15 protein-coding genes and 1 pseudogene are annotated in these 15,169 nt (G+C 67.7%); 10 read left to right on the top strand and 6 right to left on the bottom strand.

The annotated features are described in order from the left end of the window. The first annotated feature begins 57 nt into the window (after nt 1–57). The 4 genes from A37U_RS0107420 to A37U_RS0107405 are packed head-to-tail and all read left to right on the top strand — an operon-like array spanning nt 58 to nt 3,522. On the top strand, nt 58–357 hold the full coding sequence (locus A37U_RS0107420; protein ID WP_020495991.1) for a UxaA family hydrolase: 300 nt from the start codon (nt 58–60) through the stop codon (nt 355–357). Beyond that, nucleotides 336–1,499 carry a UxaA family hydrolase gene (locus tag A37U_RS0107415; protein WP_020495990.1) on the top strand — a complete coding sequence of 388 codons (1,164 nt, stop codon included), beginning with the start codon at nt 336–338 and terminating at the stop codon, nt 1,497–1,499. Before A37U_RS0107420 ends, A37U_RS0107415 begins: the two co-directional genes overlap by 22 nt. Before the next feature lie 59 nt (nt 1,500–1,558). Next, nucleotides 1,559–2,509, top strand: coding sequence for an NAD(P)-dependent oxidoreductase (locus tag A37U_RS0107410; protein ID WP_020495989.1), 951 nt, complete (start codon nt 1,559–1,561; stop codon nt 2,507–2,509). After that, nucleotides 2,506–3,522 carry an Ldh family oxidoreductase gene (locus A37U_RS0107405; protein WP_020495988.1) on the top strand — a complete coding sequence of 339 codons (1,017 nt, stop codon included), beginning with the start codon at nt 2,506–2,508 and terminating at the stop codon, nt 3,520–3,522. Before A37U_RS0107410 ends, A37U_RS0107405 begins: the two co-directional genes overlap by 4 nt. 3 nt (nt 3,523–3,525) lie before the next feature. On the opposite strand, the gene A37U_RS0107400 is transcribed toward A37U_RS0107405, so the two are convergent. The 3 genes from A37U_RS0107400 to A37U_RS42700 are packed head-to-tail and all read right to left on the bottom strand — an operon-like array spanning nt 3,526 to nt 5,950. After that, the gene (locus A37U_RS0107400) at nt 3,526–4,251 is read right to left on the bottom strand and encodes a sulfite exporter TauE/SafE family protein (RefSeq protein WP_020495987.1); all 726 of its coding nucleotides are present in this window, start codon (nt 4,249–4,251) and stop codon (nt 3,526–3,528) included. Then, nucleotides 4,248–5,723 carry a sodium:solute symporter family protein gene (locus A37U_RS0107395; protein WP_020495986.1) on the bottom strand — a complete coding sequence of 492 codons (1,476 nt, stop codon included), beginning with the start codon at nt 5,721–5,723 and terminating at the stop codon, nt 4,248–4,250. The genes A37U_RS0107400 and A37U_RS0107395 overlap by 4 nt, the downstream gene beginning before the upstream one ends. Beyond that, complete coding sequence (locus A37U_RS42700) at nt 5,720–5,950, bottom strand: hypothetical protein (RefSeq protein WP_020495985.1); 231 nt, start codon at nt 5,948–5,950, stop codon at nt 5,720–5,722. Before A37U_RS42700 ends, A37U_RS0107395 begins: the two co-directional genes overlap by 4 nt. Nucleotides 5,951–6,128: 178 nt before the next feature. On the opposite strand from A37U_RS42700, the gene A37U_RS0107385 reads away from it, so the two are divergent. Next, nucleotides 6,129–6,620 (top strand): SpoIIAA family protein, encoded by a 492-nt coding sequence (locus tag A37U_RS0107385; protein WP_020495984.1) that lies wholly within the window; start codon nt 6,129–6,131, stop codon nt 6,618–6,620. A gap of 22 nt (nt 6,621–6,642) precedes the next feature. On the opposite strand, the gene A37U_RS0107380 is transcribed toward A37U_RS0107385, so the two are convergent. After that, nucleotides 6,643–7,806 carry a hypothetical protein gene (locus A37U_RS0107380; protein WP_020495983.1) on the bottom strand — a complete coding sequence of 388 codons (1,164 nt, stop codon included), beginning with the start codon at nt 7,804–7,806 and terminating at the stop codon, nt 6,643–6,645. Between the two features lie 105 nt (nt 7,807–7,911). Here A37U_RS0107380 and A37U_RS0107375 point away from each other — a divergent pair, with 105 nt between their 5' ends. Then, on the top strand, nt 7,912–8,523 hold the full coding sequence (locus tag A37U_RS0107375; RefSeq protein WP_020495982.1) for a class I SAM-dependent methyltransferase: 612 nt from the start codon (nt 7,912–7,914) through the stop codon (nt 8,521–8,523). A gap of 57 nt (nt 8,524–8,580) precedes the next feature. On the opposite strand, the gene A37U_RS0107370 is transcribed toward A37U_RS0107375, so the two are convergent. After that, nucleotides 8,581–9,906, bottom strand: a complete 1,326-nt coding sequence (locus A37U_RS0107370; RefSeq protein WP_026196958.1) for an FAD-dependent oxidoreductase — start codon at nt 9,904–9,906, stop codon at nt 8,581–8,583. A gap of 197 nt (nt 9,907–10,103) precedes the next feature. Between A37U_RS0107370 and A37U_RS0107365 the strand changes: the two genes are divergently transcribed. Beyond that, a complete protein-coding gene (locus tag A37U_RS0107365; protein WP_020495980.1) occupies nt 10,104–11,573 on the top strand; it encodes an MFS transporter in 1,470 nt (489 codons plus the stop codon). 10 nt (nt 11,574–11,583) lie between these two features. Here A37U_RS0107365 and A37U_RS53430 read toward each other — a convergent pair. Next, a pseudogene (locus A37U_RS53430) lies at nt 11,584–11,838 on the bottom strand (helix-turn-helix domain-containing protein); the annotation flags it as partial. A gap of 211 nt (nt 11,839–12,049) precedes the next feature. Between A37U_RS53430 and tdh the strand changes: the two are divergent. The 3 genes from tdh to A37U_RS0107345 are packed head-to-tail and all read left to right on the top strand — an operon-like array spanning nt 12,050 to nt 15,161. Then, complete coding sequence (gene tdh / locus A37U_RS0107355; protein ID WP_020495978.1) at nt 12,050–13,078, top strand: L-threonine 3-dehydrogenase; 1,029 nt, start codon at nt 12,050–12,052, stop codon at nt 13,076–13,078. A 13-nt stretch (nt 13,079–13,091) separates the two neighbouring features. Further along, nucleotides 13,092–14,267, top strand: a complete 1,176-nt coding sequence (locus tag A37U_RS0107350; RefSeq protein WP_020495977.1) for a glycine C-acetyltransferase — start codon at nt 13,092–13,094, stop codon at nt 14,265–14,267. A 9-nt stretch (nt 14,268–14,276) separates the two neighbouring features. Continuing rightward, entirely contained in the window at nt 14,277–15,161 is an 885-nt protein-coding gene (locus A37U_RS0107345; protein ID WP_020495976.1) for a LysR family transcriptional regulator, read from the top strand. Nucleotides 15,162–15,169: the final 8 nt, after the last annotated feature.

Raw genomic sequence — 15,169 nt, 5'->3', positions numbered from 1 at the left:
CCGCTCTTCGGTGCGCTACGGTGAGCAGAGGTAAGACCTCTAACCTTAGGAGGAGGAATGGCGAACTCGCCTGGATTTCTCGCCCACCATGACGGGGATGTCGTCGCGGTCGCGGTGCGCGATCTCGAGCCGGGCCCCGCCGAGGGCGGATACCTGCGCGGTCCGGATTCGGTGACCGTGCAGCTCAACGAAGCCGTCCCGCTCGGGCACAAGCTCGCGCTGACCGATATCGCCGAGGGCGCGGATGTCATCGAGTACGGCCGGCTCGTCGGTACCGCGAGCAAGCAGATCAGCAAGGGCGACTACGTCCACGTCCACAATGTGAGGAGCGCACGGTGGCAGAACAGCGTGGCCTGACCGGTTACCGCAGGGAGAACGGCACGGTCGGGATCCGCAACTTCACGGCGATCCTGCCGGTCGACGATCTGTCCAATGCCGCGGCGGAGGCCGTGGCCAATGTCGTGCCCGGCACCCTCGCGCTGCCGCACGCCTATGGCAGGTTGCAATTCGGCCCGGACCTCGACCTGACGTTCCGCACCCTGATCGGCACCGGCGCCAATCCGAACATCGCCTCGGTCGTGGTGATCGGCATCGAACCGAACTGGACCGAGCGCATCGTCGAGGGAATCGCCAAGACCGGCAAGAACGTCGAGGGGTTCTCCATCGAACACTGCGGGGATCTGCGGACCGTCGAACGCGCGGCGCGGGTGGCCGCGCGTTTCCTCCAGGAGGACTCGGAAAAGCAGCGTGAACCGGTGCGTCGCGACGAAATCATGCTCTCCATCAAGTGCGGCGAATCCGACACCACCAGCGGACTCGGGTCCTGCCCGACGACGGCCGAGGCAGTGGACCGCTGGGTCGACGCCGGTGGCACCGTACTGTTCGGCGAGACCAGCGAGCTGACCGGCGGCGAACAGCTGATCGCCGAACGGTGCGTGAGCGGTGAGGTTCGCGCGCGGTTCCAGGAGATCTACGACGGCTACGTGGCGATGATCGACAAGACCGGAGCGAACCTGCTCGGTTCCCAACCGACGCAGGGAAATATCCGCGGTGGGCTGTCCACCATCGAGGAGAAGGCGATGGGCAACATCGCCAAGACCGGCACCAAACCGGTGGTCGGGGTGCTCGACAAGGCCGAGGCTCCCGGCGCGGAACCCGGGCTGTACTTCATGGACACGTCTTCTGCGGCCGCGGAATGCGTCACCCTGATGGCCGCGGCCGGTGCGGTCGTACACCTCTTCCCCACCGGGCAAGGAAATGTGATCGGCAATCCGATCGAGCCGGTGATCAAACTGTCGGCCAATCCGATCACCACCGAGACCATGGCCGAACACATCGACCTGGACTGCTCCGGTCTGCTGCGCCGCGAGTACGACCTGACCTCCGCGGGCGACCAGCTGATGTCGGTGCTCGACCGCACCGTCAACGGCCGGTTCACTTGCGCGGAAGTGTTGGGGCACAAGGAGTTCGTACTCACCCGGCTCTACGAGAGCGCATGATCCGGCGGGGTCCCCGGCCTTCTCGTTCCGGGGACCCCTTCCGGTCCGGAGAGGAACCGATGACCGAGAACCGCGTCCTCATCGCCGAGGACATCTGGGGTCCCGCTTTCGATACTCTCGCCGCCGAATGGCCGGTGCACCGGGATCCCGCGCTGTGGCGGGATCCTGAACGACTCGCCGCAGAATGCGCGCGATCGGCTGCCCTCGTGGTCCGCAACCGTACGACCGTGGACGGCTCCCTGCTGCGGAGCTGCCCGGACTTGCGGATCGTCGCGCGCGCCGGAGTGGGCCTGGACAACATCGACCTCGCCGCCGCCGAGGCCACCGCAACCGTGGTGACCGTTCCGCTCGGTGCGAACGCGGTCAGCGTCGCCGAGCACGCGCTCGGGCTGGCCATCGCGCTCGCCAGAGACACTGTGCGACTGGATACCGAGACCAGAAACGGTTCCTGGAACCGGACTCCGGGTACCGAACTGTGCGGGGGCGTCTGGGGACTGCTCGGCGCGGGTGCCACGGCGCGGGCCTGCGGCAGGCTCGCGACCGCGCTCGGTATGCGGGTGCTCGCCTACGACCCGTACATCGACCGGGAACACCCCGAACTCCGGGACATCACGCTCGCCCCGCTGGCCGAGGTGACCGCCGCATCCGATGTGCTCTCCTGCCATCTGCCCGCCACCGGAGAGACGACCGGGCTCGTGGACGCCGGGCTGCTCGCCGGGATGCGCCCGGGCGCGCTACTGATCAATCTCGGGCGCGGCGAGATCTTCGATGAGCAAGCACTGGCCGATGCGCTCGAGTCGGGCACCATCGGCGGAGCTGCGCTCGATGTCCGGGCCACCGAGCCACCTTCGGTGGGGAGACTGGAATCGGCCCCGAACACCATCCTCACCCCGCACATCGCCGGGATCACCGCGCAGAGCCAGGATCGCATCCTGCGGATACTCGCCGAGGACATCGATGCCGTGCTGCGCGGTGCGGCCGCGGGCAACGCAGTCGGGAGGCACCGGTGAACACGATCGGCTCCGCGCGAACGCTTGCGGCCGAACTGCTGGCCGCGGCTGGTATGCCGGAAAACCGCGCAGAGCTCAGCGCTCGCTGCATCGTGCAGGCCGATGTCTGGGGCATCGCCTCGCACGGTCTGCGGCGGCTACCGTACTACCTTCGCCGCATGCTCGCCGGTGGTTACCCCGCCGACGCCGAGCTGGAGACCATTACCGATTCCGGCCCGGTCCTCGCCCTGCGCGGTGGCGGCGGGCTCGGGCACTGGCAGGTGTGGGAGGCCGCGGCGGAACTGGCCGACCGTACGGCGCAGTACGGCATCGCGGCGGTCAGCGTGGCCGATTCCGGTCACTGTGGAGCACTCGGTCTCTACACTGTTCCCGGGCTCCGCTGCGGCCAGTTGACCATCGCCTTCTCCAACGGTCCCGCCGTGATGCCCGCCTGGGGCGCCACCGAACCGCTGCTTTCCACCTCCCCCATCGCCGCGGGCATCCCCGCGCGGCCTCGTCCATCCATTGTGGACATGGCGACGAGCACGGTCGCGCGGGGGAAGATCGCCGCCCGCGCCGCCTCGGGTACCGAATTGCCGGAAGGCTGGGCACTCGATGCCGAAGGCAGGCCGACCACCGATCCGGCCGCCGCGCTGCACGGCCTGCTCTCCCCGCTCGGCGGCGCGAAGGGATTCGCCCTGGCGTTGCTCGTCGAAGCGTTCGCCGCCGGTGTCGCGGGACCGAATCTCTCCGCCGAGATCCCCGATATGTTCGCCCCGGAGGATTCGGCGCAGCCGCAACGGATCGGGCACATGTTGATCGCCGTCGATCCGGCACGGTTCGGCGGCCCAGAGGCAGCTCTGCGGCTCGACCGACTGGCCGCGTCGGTACAGGCCAGCGGTGGCAGGCTACCGGGCGGAACCCGTGTCCTCCCCGAGGAACTGGACGAACGAACCCCGTTGGAACTGGCCGAGAACACGGCAGCCGAGTTATCCGGATGGGCACGGCGGCTCGGCGTAACGGTACCCGGATGAGCCTCAGAACGCCCCGATCACCGTCACCAGACCGGAAACCACGATCAACGCCACCACGAGCCTGCGGAAGAGTACAGGTGGCAGCCGTTCGCCGACGAAACCACCGAGCAGGTTGCCGAGCACCGCGGAGCCCGTGAGCACCGGTAGCGCGGGCAACAGCACCTCGACAGGAATAGCGCCCTGGAAGGCCAGTATCGCGAGGGAGATCGCGTTGCAACAGACGAAGTAGCCCGCGAGATCGGCGAGGAAGTTCCGCTGCGGCACATCGGATGCGGTCAACAGCAGGGCGGGCGGTATCCCGTTCAGCGAAGTGGTCGTGGACAGGTAACCGCCTGCCATGCCGGCCGCGACCGGACGCACCCGCGCGCCGCCTGCCCTTTCGGGCATTCTGCTCAGCATCCGCAGCCCCGCCAGTACCACGAGTACGCCCGCAGCGATCTTCAGGTACCGGGCCGGAACCAGGTGGACGGTCAGCACGCCGATACACGCGCCCGGCAGACTCGCCGCGCCGAGCAGCGCGACCCTCGGCCAGTTCACCGAACCGCGCAACCGCACGAACACGGCGAGCCTCGTCACGAGGGTGGCCGTCAGGTTCAGCGGAACCACCTGCGGCAGGGCGAATCCGGCTAGTAGCAGCAACGGTGTGGACACCAGTGAGCTACCGAAACCAGTCGCCCCACCGAGCACGGCGGCGAACCCCATCAGGACCGCGGCGAGCGGGAGGTTCACGCCGACTCCGCGGCCATCTCCTCGACCGTTTCCGCGAACCGCTGCGTGTTCGGCGAAGGCGAGGTAGCCAGGCTCACCACCACGAACACCACGATGTTCGCGGCCAGCGCGATCAGCCCGGCGTTGATCCCGAACACCGGATCGTTCCCGCTCAACAGCAGCACACCACAGAGCACCCAACCGGTGAGCAGACCGGCGAGCATGCCCTGTTTGCTCGCCCGCCGCCAGAAGATCCCGCCGATCACGATGCCCGGGAACAACTGGGTCACCAAGGAATACGCCACCAGCAGCACGTTCACGATCAACGACGGCACGAGCATGGTCAGCACCAGCGCAGCGCCGGTCAGCGGAAACACCAGCACCTTGGTCAGCCAGAACACCGAACGATCAGTGGTCGCCGGGCGCAGGACCTGCACCACATTGCGGGAAAGCAGGCTCGCCGAGGTCATCACGATCGGCCCGGCAGGAACGATGGCCGAGAGCATCGCGGCGACCACGATCAGCACCAGAGCCCAGTCCGGAAACAGCTCCCGCATGATCCGCATGACCACATCATTCCCGGCAAGGCCCGTGCCGAGCGCGAGCACCGCAGCGAATCCGACCGTCAGCACCGCGACCTTCACGATCTGGTAGAAGGGCATCAGGACTGCCTGCCGCTTCAGCGTGCGCGGTGTCGCGGCCGTGAAGGCCGTACCGAACCACTGCGGCCACATCCACTGCCCCATTCCGGTCATCAGCACCGTGGTGATCAACCACAACGGGCCGAGATCCTTCGCAGTCGCCGAGGGAAGCTCGAAATAGTGCGGGATCTTCGTGCTGAACGCGGTGAACATATCTCCGAAACCGCCGAAGAAATGCACCGGCACCACCACGAAGACCGCGACCACCGCGGCGAACATCAGCAGGTCCTTGGCCACCGACTGGATCGCGTTTCCCCGGATTCCGCCGATGAATATCGCACACGCCAGCACCGCGAAAGCCAGTACATTGCCGACGATCGGCGATATCGAGCCGTCCCCGAGAACTCGGAAAATGGCGGCGAGACCGGTGATGTTCAGATCGATGTAGGCGATCATGATCAACGCGGTGGACAGCGCGACGAAAACACCGAGCGCCTTGCTGTTGTAACGGTGCGCGACGAAATCCGCCTGCGTCACATAGCCGTACTTCTTGCCGAGCACCCAGATACAGGGCAGGACCAGGAACGCGATCGCATACGCCACATCGTTCTGCGCGACGTTGTAGAACCCGGCGGCACCCTTCGTGTACGAATACCCGGCGAGCCCCTGGAACGTGAAGGCCGTGTAGATCTCGCTGCCCAGCAGGAACCACAGCAACACCGAACCCATGCCCCGGTGATCGACGAGCCAGCCTTCCAGATTGTCGGTCTTGCGCCGCCCCGCGTAACCACCGGCGACCAGCACGCCGAACGTCAGCACCAGACCGAGCAGCAGAATCAGCAGCGGGCTCATCGCGCACCACCACGCTGCACCGCGCGCATCAGTCTGCGATCGACCAGATACAGCATCGCCATCAAGCCGGGGATCGTGATCGGCAGGAGGGTGAACCAGAACAACATCTCGGGCATACCGAGAATCCGTCCCGCACCGTCGTTGAACAGCAAGGGCGGGATCACCGTGTACAACACGAGCACGACAACGTTCAGCACAAGCCAGGCGCCGACGATCTTCAGGCTCATCCGACCTCCACGTTGAGGACTGAGGTCTGACCTCTTTCGATCAACGTATCGGCCGACGAAGGCCCGGGTCAAGGTCTACGATGGCGCGACGCGGCACTCGAAGAGGTACTGGCGAGCCAGGACACGCGTAGAATGATCCGCCTGGCTCCACTCGATCGGCCACCGGAGGGAGATCGTGATGCTGCAGCGACTGAGCGAACTTCCCCGCGGGGTACAGGCCCTGGACGCGCTCGGCGTGGTCACCGGACACGACTACGACGAGGTCTTCACGCCACTGGTCGACCAGGTGACGAAGACGGGATCGCGGCTACGCCTGTTGTACCGCTGTGGGCCGGAATTCCGGCGGCTGACCGCGGGGGCCCTGTGGGCGGACGCCCGGCTGGGCATGCGCTATCTGCCGATTCTCGACGGTTGCGCGGTCACCACCGACAAGGGGTGGATACGTGGGTCCACCCGAGGTATCGGTTTGTGGATGCCGTGCCCTGTCCACGTTTTCGCCGACGATGAAACCGAGCAGGCTCTCGATTGGCTCGCCTCGTTGCCCGAACGGACCGAGGCCTCACCCCGCGCCATCGCCAGGGCGTACCTCGGTGGCGTGACAGCCGGGATCGGCGGCCTCGCTGCCGGGATCGCGACAACCGCCACCAAAACCGTCCTGCCGCGGAAGTGACGGCGGTCCCTGAGGCAACCGCTCAAGCAGTCCGGTGTGTTCCCCAGCGGGCGAGATAGGCATCGCGAGCCGCCACGCTGACCGCCATGTGTTCGCGCAGTGGGTCGAAGAAGGTGCTGCGGTAGAGCGCATCGGTCGCGGTGGAGGCGACGAAGTAGAGCGCGGAGAAGGCGGCGATGAACAGCGAGACGTCGAGCAGTTCGTTGGATATCCCGGTGTGGATACCGAACAGTTTCCCCTCGGTCGGCGGGTGCCCGCCCCACTGTTCCATGACCTCGGGTTTGACGGCAGCGGTTCCGAACAGCACGAAGAACACGAACATCAGCGCGCCGAGGTAGACCGCTTGCATGGCCTGGGTGACTGCGAGCACGAGCACCATGTTGATCCGTTCCCTGCGCTGCAGCGGAATCCGCTCGGCGGGACGGTCGTGCCCGGCGAACGGGGTGCCGTGCAGCCGGTCGTCGCGGTCGGCGACGGTCTGTGAGTCGAGCAGCGCGTGCAGTTCCTTGGGCAGCATGGAAGCCAGGAACAGCACCCCGACCGCGGCGAACAGCCCGACGACCCGCCACATCTCCGCGCGGCTCAGCGACCCGGCCATCTGCCACACCTCGTTGTTCAGGAAACCGAGCACATTGAACAACAGCAGCAGGGGCAGCGCCCGCGTGGTGAGCGTGCCGAGAGTCTTGGTCTGGCGCACGGCGGCCCTGGAGGCCCAGGCGAGCACCGAACCCGCACCGAGCAGGCAGAGCCCGGCGATGATCGCGGCGAACAGGAGCTGAATCGCGAACCCGTATCCGAGATCGCGGGGACTGCCGAGCAGCAGTATGAACGGGACCGCGAGCACGAACAGCACCAGTGCCGCGAGGGCGACCGGAACGCCGCCACCGTCCAGGATCCGGGCCCGTACCCAGCCGGACACCAGCCAGGAGCCGAGTATCGGCACGACCGGCAGGCACAGCAGCACGAGCACGTAGAGCAGCGCGAACCAGTCGTCCTGCATGCGCTCCTCGAAGTCCGGGCCCGCGGTCAGCCCCAGCACGATGAGCAGTACTTCGAGGAGCCCGACGAACACGAGCCCCGGAACGAGGCGCACCAGCAGACCGTCGGCCTGGCCGCGCACGATCGACGGCAGTCCGCGGCGGCGGAACCACAGCTCGGCCTCCCGGCGAACCAGCTCGTGCCCCATGTCCCTGTCCCCTCATCCCCCTGTCCCCTCGGCCGTATCCCCAGGAAGCAGCCTACGGGATATCCCCCGATGCGCCCACCGGGCGCGGACCGGGATGATCGGGGCATGAGAAAAATCCACGTCGGCCTGCTCGCCGGCGCCGCCGCGGCCGGTGCAGCGGTGTGGTGGTTCGGCGACCGCGCTCCCTACCCGTACGCGCAACGCTGGCTGCTCGATCTCCCGCTGCCCATGCTCGGTGCCAAGCAGCTGGATGCCGTACTCGATCCGCGGCCCGGGGAGCGCATCCTGGAAATCGGCCCGGGAACGGGATTGCAGGCGCTACAGGTGGCACCCACGCTCGGCCCGCGCGGCGGGCTGGACATCGTGGACATCCAGCAGGACATGCTCGATCACGTGCAACGGCGAGCGCAGGACCGGGGCATCGACAACATCACCGCGACCCGGGCCGATGCGCGCGAACTGCCCTTCGCCGACGGCTGTTTCGACGCGGTCTACCTCGTCACCGCACTCGGCGAGATTCCCGATCAGCACGCCGTTCTCGGCGAAGCTGCCCGGGTGCTCACCCCGCAGGGCAGGCTGGTCGTCGGCGAATTCTTCGACCGGCACTGGATTCCGCGTTCCCGGCTGCGCCGGATGGCCGATTCCCACGGGCTGCGGATGACCAGGCACCGCGGACCCAGCCTCGCCTATCTCGCCAGGTTCGACGCCGAAGGCTGAGATGCGTGATGGTGCGGGCCATCGGCACCGCACCACCACGCGCGCGAACAAGTGTTGCTATGGGCGAAGTGTTTGGGAGACCCGCACCATCTCCGCCCGTTCGACGACTTTGATCCGTTCCCTTCCCCTGGCCGCGCCGAGCTCGCGTTCGTGCCCGTCGAGCTGGTGCCAGCCGTCCCAGGTGGTGTACTCGCATCCCTTGGCGAGCAGGAACTGTTCCACCGCGTCGGGATCCGGTTCCTCGGCGGGCGCGAGGCCCTGCCGGTCCTCGAGCAGGCTGGTGATCGTCTCGAGCGCGTCCCCCTTGGTGTGCCCGATCAGCCCGACCGGCCCGCGTTTGATCCAGCCGGTCGTGTACACCCCGCGTAGTTGCTGGCCGTCCATATCCAGCACCCGGCCCCGCTCATGCGGAATGGTCCCGTTCCGGTGGTCGAAAGGAATCTCGGGCAGGTGTGCGGAAAGGTACCCGACCGCACGGTACACCTGACCGACTTGCCATTCCCGGTAGCGCCCGGTTCCGCGCACGTTCCCGGTCCCGTCCAGTTCCATCCGCTCGGTGCGCAGCCCGGTCACCCGGTCGCCGCCGAGCACCTCGTCCGGGGCGTGCAGAAAGTGCAGGTACAGCCGATTCGGCCGGTCCCCCGGTTCCCGGATCGCCCACTCCTGCAGGGTTTTCGTGACCATCTCGGCCTGCCGGTTCGCGCGGAGTTCGGCGACCGATCCGTCGTCGAACTCGATGTCCTCGGGGTCCACGATCACCTCGACGTTCGGCGAGTGATCGAGTTCGCGCAGTTCGAGTGGGGTGAACTTGGCCTGCGCCGGGCCGCGCCTGCCGAACACGTGCACCTCCCGCACCTTGCTCGCGGCGAGCCCCTGGTAGACGTTGTACGGAATCTCGGTGTACAGCAACTCGTCCGCGGTCTTGGCGAGAATCCGCGCGACGTCGAGCGCGACATTGCCCGCGCCGATCACCGCGACCGATTCGGCCTCCAGCGGCCACCCCCGGGACACGTCCGGATGCCCGTCGTACCAGGACACGAAGTCCGCCGCGCCGAAGCTGCCGGGCAGTTCGATCCCGGGGATCTCCAGCGCACGATCGGCGTCCGCGCCGGTGGAGAAGATCACCGCATCGTAGAAGGAGCGCAGGTCCTCGAGCTTGATGTCCGCGCCGAACTCGACATTGCCGAACAACCGCACTCCCGGCTTTTCCAGCACGTTGTGCAGCGCGTTCACGATCCCCTTGATGCGCGGGTGATCCGGGGCGACCCCGTAGCGCACGAGGCCGAACGGGGCGGGCAGCCGCTCGAACAGGTCGACTTCGCAACTGGTCTCGGCTTTGAGCAGGGTGTCGGCCGCGTAGATGCCCGCGGGACCGGCCCCCACCACGGCGACGCGAAGAGAACGTTCCATGGCCACGATATTAGGTAAGCCTAACTTAATAAGATACGTGATCTCGCGCACCCGCACACCCTTGACTTCAAGCGCACTTGAACTGACAGCCTGAGTGCGTCCCGGAATGACCCGCTCCCGCCACGGGTGACCACCACATTCGGTTCACGTTTCTCGAAGGAATCCCCGTAGTGCGCACCTGGCTGCCCTTGATCGCGACCTGCCTCGGCACGTTTCTGCTGCTGGTCTATTCCACCATCGTCACCGTCGCCATGCCGGATATCGGTACCGCGCTCGGTGCGGATTTCGGTTCCCTGCAGTGGGTTGTGGACGTGTACACGCTCGCGCTCGCCGGTCTGCTGCTCGGCATGGGCTCGCTCGGGGATGTACTCGGCCGCAAACGGCTCTATCTCGGCGGGCTCGGCCTGTTCGCGCTCGCCTCGCTCGGCTGCGGGCTCGCCGGGAACGCGACGGTGCTGATCCTCGCCCGCGCGGTGCAGGGAATCGCGGGGGCGGCCATGTTCGCCACCCTGGTCCCGCTGATCGGTGCCACGTATTCGGGGCACCGCAAGGGAATCGCCTTCGCGGTGTGGGGCGCGGTCGCCGGGGCCGCCGCGGGGCTCGGCAATATCGCGGGCGGGGTGCTCACCCAGTTCTTCTCCTGGCCGTGGATGTTCTACGGCGGAGTCCCGCTCGCGCTGCTCACCCTCGCCCTCGCCGCCGCGGTCCTGCCCGCCGAACAACGCAGCCGTTCCGCGATCGACTACCCGGGAATCCTCACCTTCACTCTCGCCGCGACCGGGTTCACCTTCGGCATCATCAGCGGCGGGGAACAGGGCTGGGGTTCGGTGCGCGCCCTCTGCGGGTTCGCCGCCGGGACCCTTGCCCTGCTCGTTTTCCGGTACACCCAGCGGCACAGCGCGCATCCGATGTTCGATCTCGGCCTGCTGCGCAAACCCGGATTCAACGGCACCCTGCTCACCGCGTTCGGCTACTACCTCGCCGGATTCGGTGCGCTCCCGGTGCTGTCCCTGTGGCTGGAGGGCAGCGCCCGGCTCGACGCGTTGTCCACCGCCCTGGTGCTCGCCGTGCAACCGGCCGTCTTCTTCGCCACCTCCGGACTGCTCGGCAGCAGATTGCAGCACCTTGCCCCGCGCCTGAGTCTCGGCGGCGGCACGGTCCTCGTCGGAATCGGCGCGCTCGCCTGGGTGTTCGCCGGGGACGGCTCCTGGCCGAGCCTGCTCGCCGGGCTGATCCTGACCGGCGCGGGCGCGGGCATGGTCTCTCCGGTACTGCCCGCAACCGCCATGGCCGCCGCGCCCGCCTCGCGCAGCGGGGTCGCCTCGGCCGCGGCCAACTGCGCCCGGCAGATCGGGCTCACCCTCGGCATCGCCGTCCTGACCTCGGTGTTCCACCAGTACGGCGCGGCACGGACCACAGGACTACACGCGGCCGCCCTGCTCGCCGGGCTCACCGGCCTCGCCAGCGGGGCACTCGCCTACCGATTGTTGCGCCCGCGCGCTACGGGCCCGTCTTCCGGTCCACGATCGCCTGCAGGTGGTTCTCCCACCACGCGCAGCGCATCGGGAACTCCGCCGAACACGTCAGGTGGTGCTCGATGGTCGCTTTCGCCTCGATGGCGCGCGCGATCTGCTCGGTGAGCCGATCCCGGTGCTCGGTGAGCACTTCGTGGAACCGCTCGCTGCTGTCCTCGCTGTCCAGTATCTCCTTGATCTGGCGCAGGGTGAGCCCACTGTCCGCGTACACCTGGACGAGCGCCAGCCTGCGCAGCAGCATGTCGTCGTAGTAGCGCCTGCCGCCCTTGCGCAGCGGCGGGGACAGCAGCCCGAGTTCCTCGTAGTAGCGCAACGTGGAGCCACGGACCCCGAACTGTTCGGCGACCTTTCCGATCGGAAGCAGGCGCATGCCACAACCCTAGGAGTAAGGGGCCGGGAGCGCGCGGCCGAGTGCAGAATTTTCTCTGCAGCCGTTTCTTTGCAGAACTTTCTCTGCAGAGACGCCTCGGCAGCCGCGCTCCGCTGTACAGCCCCGCTTACCAGGCTATACAGAACAACGTGATGGACGTGCGGGGCGCCCCCGGACAGACTCGGCAGCAACACAAAGGAACGGAGTCGCGGTGCGCGCACTGCTGAAAGCGAAGGCCGGGCCTGGCCTGGAGCTGACCGAGGTACCGGATCCGGAGCCGGGGCCCGGCGAGGTACTTGTCCGGGTCATGCGGACCGGGATCTGCGGCACGGATCTGCACATCGACGCCTGGGACGATTGGGCGGCACGGACGGTGCAGCCGCCCCTGGTACTCGGCCACGAGTTCTGCGGGACGGTCGAGGCGATCGGCGCCGGGGTGACCAAGACCGCGGTCGGCGAGTTCGTCAGCGGTGAGGGGCACCTGGTCTGCGGGACCTGCCGCAACTGCCTCGCCGGACGCAGGCACCTGTGCGCGAACACGATCGGCCTCGGGGTGCAGCGCCAGGGTGCCTTCGCCGAACTGACCGTGCTTCCCGAGCAGAACATCTGGGTGCACCGCCAGCAGGTCGACCCGGACGTCGCGGCGATCTTCGACCCGTTCGGCAACGCGGTGCACACCGCGCTGAGCTTCCCGGTCGTCGGCGAGGATGTGCTGATCACCGGGGCCGGTCCGATCGGGCTGATGGCCGCGGCCGTCGCGCGGCACGCGGGCGCGCGCAATGTGGTGATCACCGACATCAGCGAGCACCGGCTCGAACTCGCACACAAGGTCGGCGTGGATCTCGCGGTGAACGTGGCCCGGACGACCGTGGCCGAGGCACAGCGCGAACTCGGCATGCGCGAGGGCTTCGACGTGGCCATGGAGATCTCCGGGCAGCCTTCGGCGGTGCGCGAGATCATCGCGAACTGTTCGCACGGCGGGCGGGTGGCGATGCTGGGCCTTCCCGCGGCCGAGTTCGCGATCGACTGGAGCGCCGTAGTGCTCAAAATGCTGACCATCAAAGGAATCTACGGCCGCGAGATGTTCGAGACCTGGTACTCCATGTCGGTGCTGCTGCAGTCCGGGCTCGATCTCTCGCCGGTGATCACACATCGCTTCGACCACACCGAATACGCCGAGGCGTTCGAGACCGCGCGCGGCGGGCACTGTGGCAAGGTCATCCTCGACTGGACACGCTAGGAGGAGCATTTCCATGTACGCGAACGCCGATGTGGTGCGCGCCGAGCTCGCCGAGATCCGCGAAGGCGGGCTGTACAAGGACGAGCGGGTACTCGATTCCCCGCAGCGCGCGCTGATCGGGGTCGGCCAGGCCGAGGTGCTGAACTTCTGCGCGAACAACTACCTCGGCCTCGCCGATCATCCCGCGCTGATCGAGGCCGCGAAATCCGCGCTCGACGAGTGGGGTTTCGGCATGGCCTCGGTGCGGTTCATCTGCGGAACCCAGGCCCCGCACAAGGAATTGGAGCGGCGTCTTTCGGCGTGGCTCGGTACCGAGGACACGATCCTGTACAGCTCCTGCTTCGACGCGAACGGCGGACTGTTCGAAACCCTGCTCTCCGAACAGGACGCGGTGATCTCCGATGAGCTCAACCACGCGAGCATCATCGACGGTGTGCGGCTGTGCAAGGCGCGCCGCGCCCGCTACCGCAACCGGGACATGGCCGATCTCGAGCGCCTGCTCACCGAGCACGCCGATGCGCGGACCCGGCTGATCGTGACCGACGGCGTGTTCTCCATGGACGGCTATCTCGCCCCGCTGGACGAGATCTGCGCGCTGGCCGAGAAACACGACGCGCTGGTGATGGTCGACGATTCGCACGCGGTCGGGTTCACCGGGGAGACCGGGGCGGGCACCCCGGAGTTGTTCGGCGTGGCCGACAAGGTCGACATCCTCAGCGGCACCCTCGGCAAGGCGCTCGGCGGGGCGAGCGGCGGCTATCTCTCCTCACACGCCGAGATCGTGGAACTGCTGCGCCAGCGTTCCCGGCCGTACCTGTTCTCGAACTCGCTCGCCCCCTCGATCACCGCGGCCGCGCTCGCCGCGCTGGATCTGATCTCCTCCACGGCCGATCTACGGAAACGCTTGCGGGACAACAGCTCCCACTTCCGTTCCCGGATGGCCGAAGAGGGCTTCGACCTGCTGCCCGGCGAGCACCCGATCATCCCGGTGATGATCGGGGACGCCGCCGAGGCCGCGCGGATGGCGGATCTGCTGCTCGCCGAGGGCGTGTACGTGATCGGCTTCTCCTATCCGGTGGTGCCGAAGGGCAAGGCGCGCATCCGCACCCAGATGTCGGCCGCGCACACCGAGGCGGACATCGAGCGCGCGGTGACCGCCTTCGTCGCGGCGCGCAATAAAATGACATAACATCGCCGGGTGATCGACCCCCGAAGGCTCCAGGTGCTGCGCGCCCTCGCCGACCACGGCACGGTGCGCGCGGCCGCCGAGGCGCTGCATCTGACCCCGTCCGCGGTGTCCCAGCAGCTCGGTGCGCTGGAACACGAGGCGGGTCAGGCGCTGCTGTCCAGGCACGGGCGGCGGGTGCAGCTGACCGCGGCCGGGGAACTGCTCGCCGAACACGCCAAGGCGGTGCTCGCCGAACTGGAACGCGCCGAGGCGACACTCGCCGCCTGCGCCGAGGGCACCATCGGTACCGTGCACCTCGCCTCGTTCGCTTCCGCGATCACCCAGGTCGTCGCAAACGCCATCGGAACATTGCGGCAGCACACCCCAGGGGTGCGGATCGTGGTGCACGATGCCGAGGCGCACACCAGCCTGCTGCAACTGCTGTCCGGGCAGATCGACATCGCGATCTCCATGGAGTACCGCGCCACCGCACAGATCGACAGCGCCCGGCTGACCAGATTTTCGCTGTACGCCGAACCCTTCGATGCCGTGCTACCGCCCGGGCACCCGCTCGCGGCCGGGGAGCGGATCGCCGTCGAGGCACTGCGTGAAGAGGAATGGATCGCCCCGCTTCCGGACAACCCGTGCCGCGCGGTCGCCCAGACCTGTTGCGAGCACGCGGGTTTCCTGCCACGGATCACCCACTCCTGCGACGATTTCCACGCGGTCACCGCGCTGGTCGCCGCGGGTGCCGGGGTCGCGCTCGTGCCGCGCACCGCGATCGGCACCGGCTACCCGGTCGCGGTGCGCCCGGTCTCCCCGAATCCGCCGGAACGCCGGGTGTTCGCCGCCGTGGAACGCGGCCGCGAAGGGCATCCGCTGATCAGAACCGTGCTCGACGCACTACGCGCCTGAGCTCCCGA

This window comes from Sciscionella marina DSM 45152, from assembly GCF_000379465.1.
GTDB lineage: Bacteria > Actinomycetota > Actinomycetes > Mycobacteriales > Pseudonocardiaceae > Sciscionella > Sciscionella marina.
The sequence above is the reverse complement of the archived record's forward strand: the minus strand, read 5'-3'. Positions and strand labels throughout refer to the sequence as shown.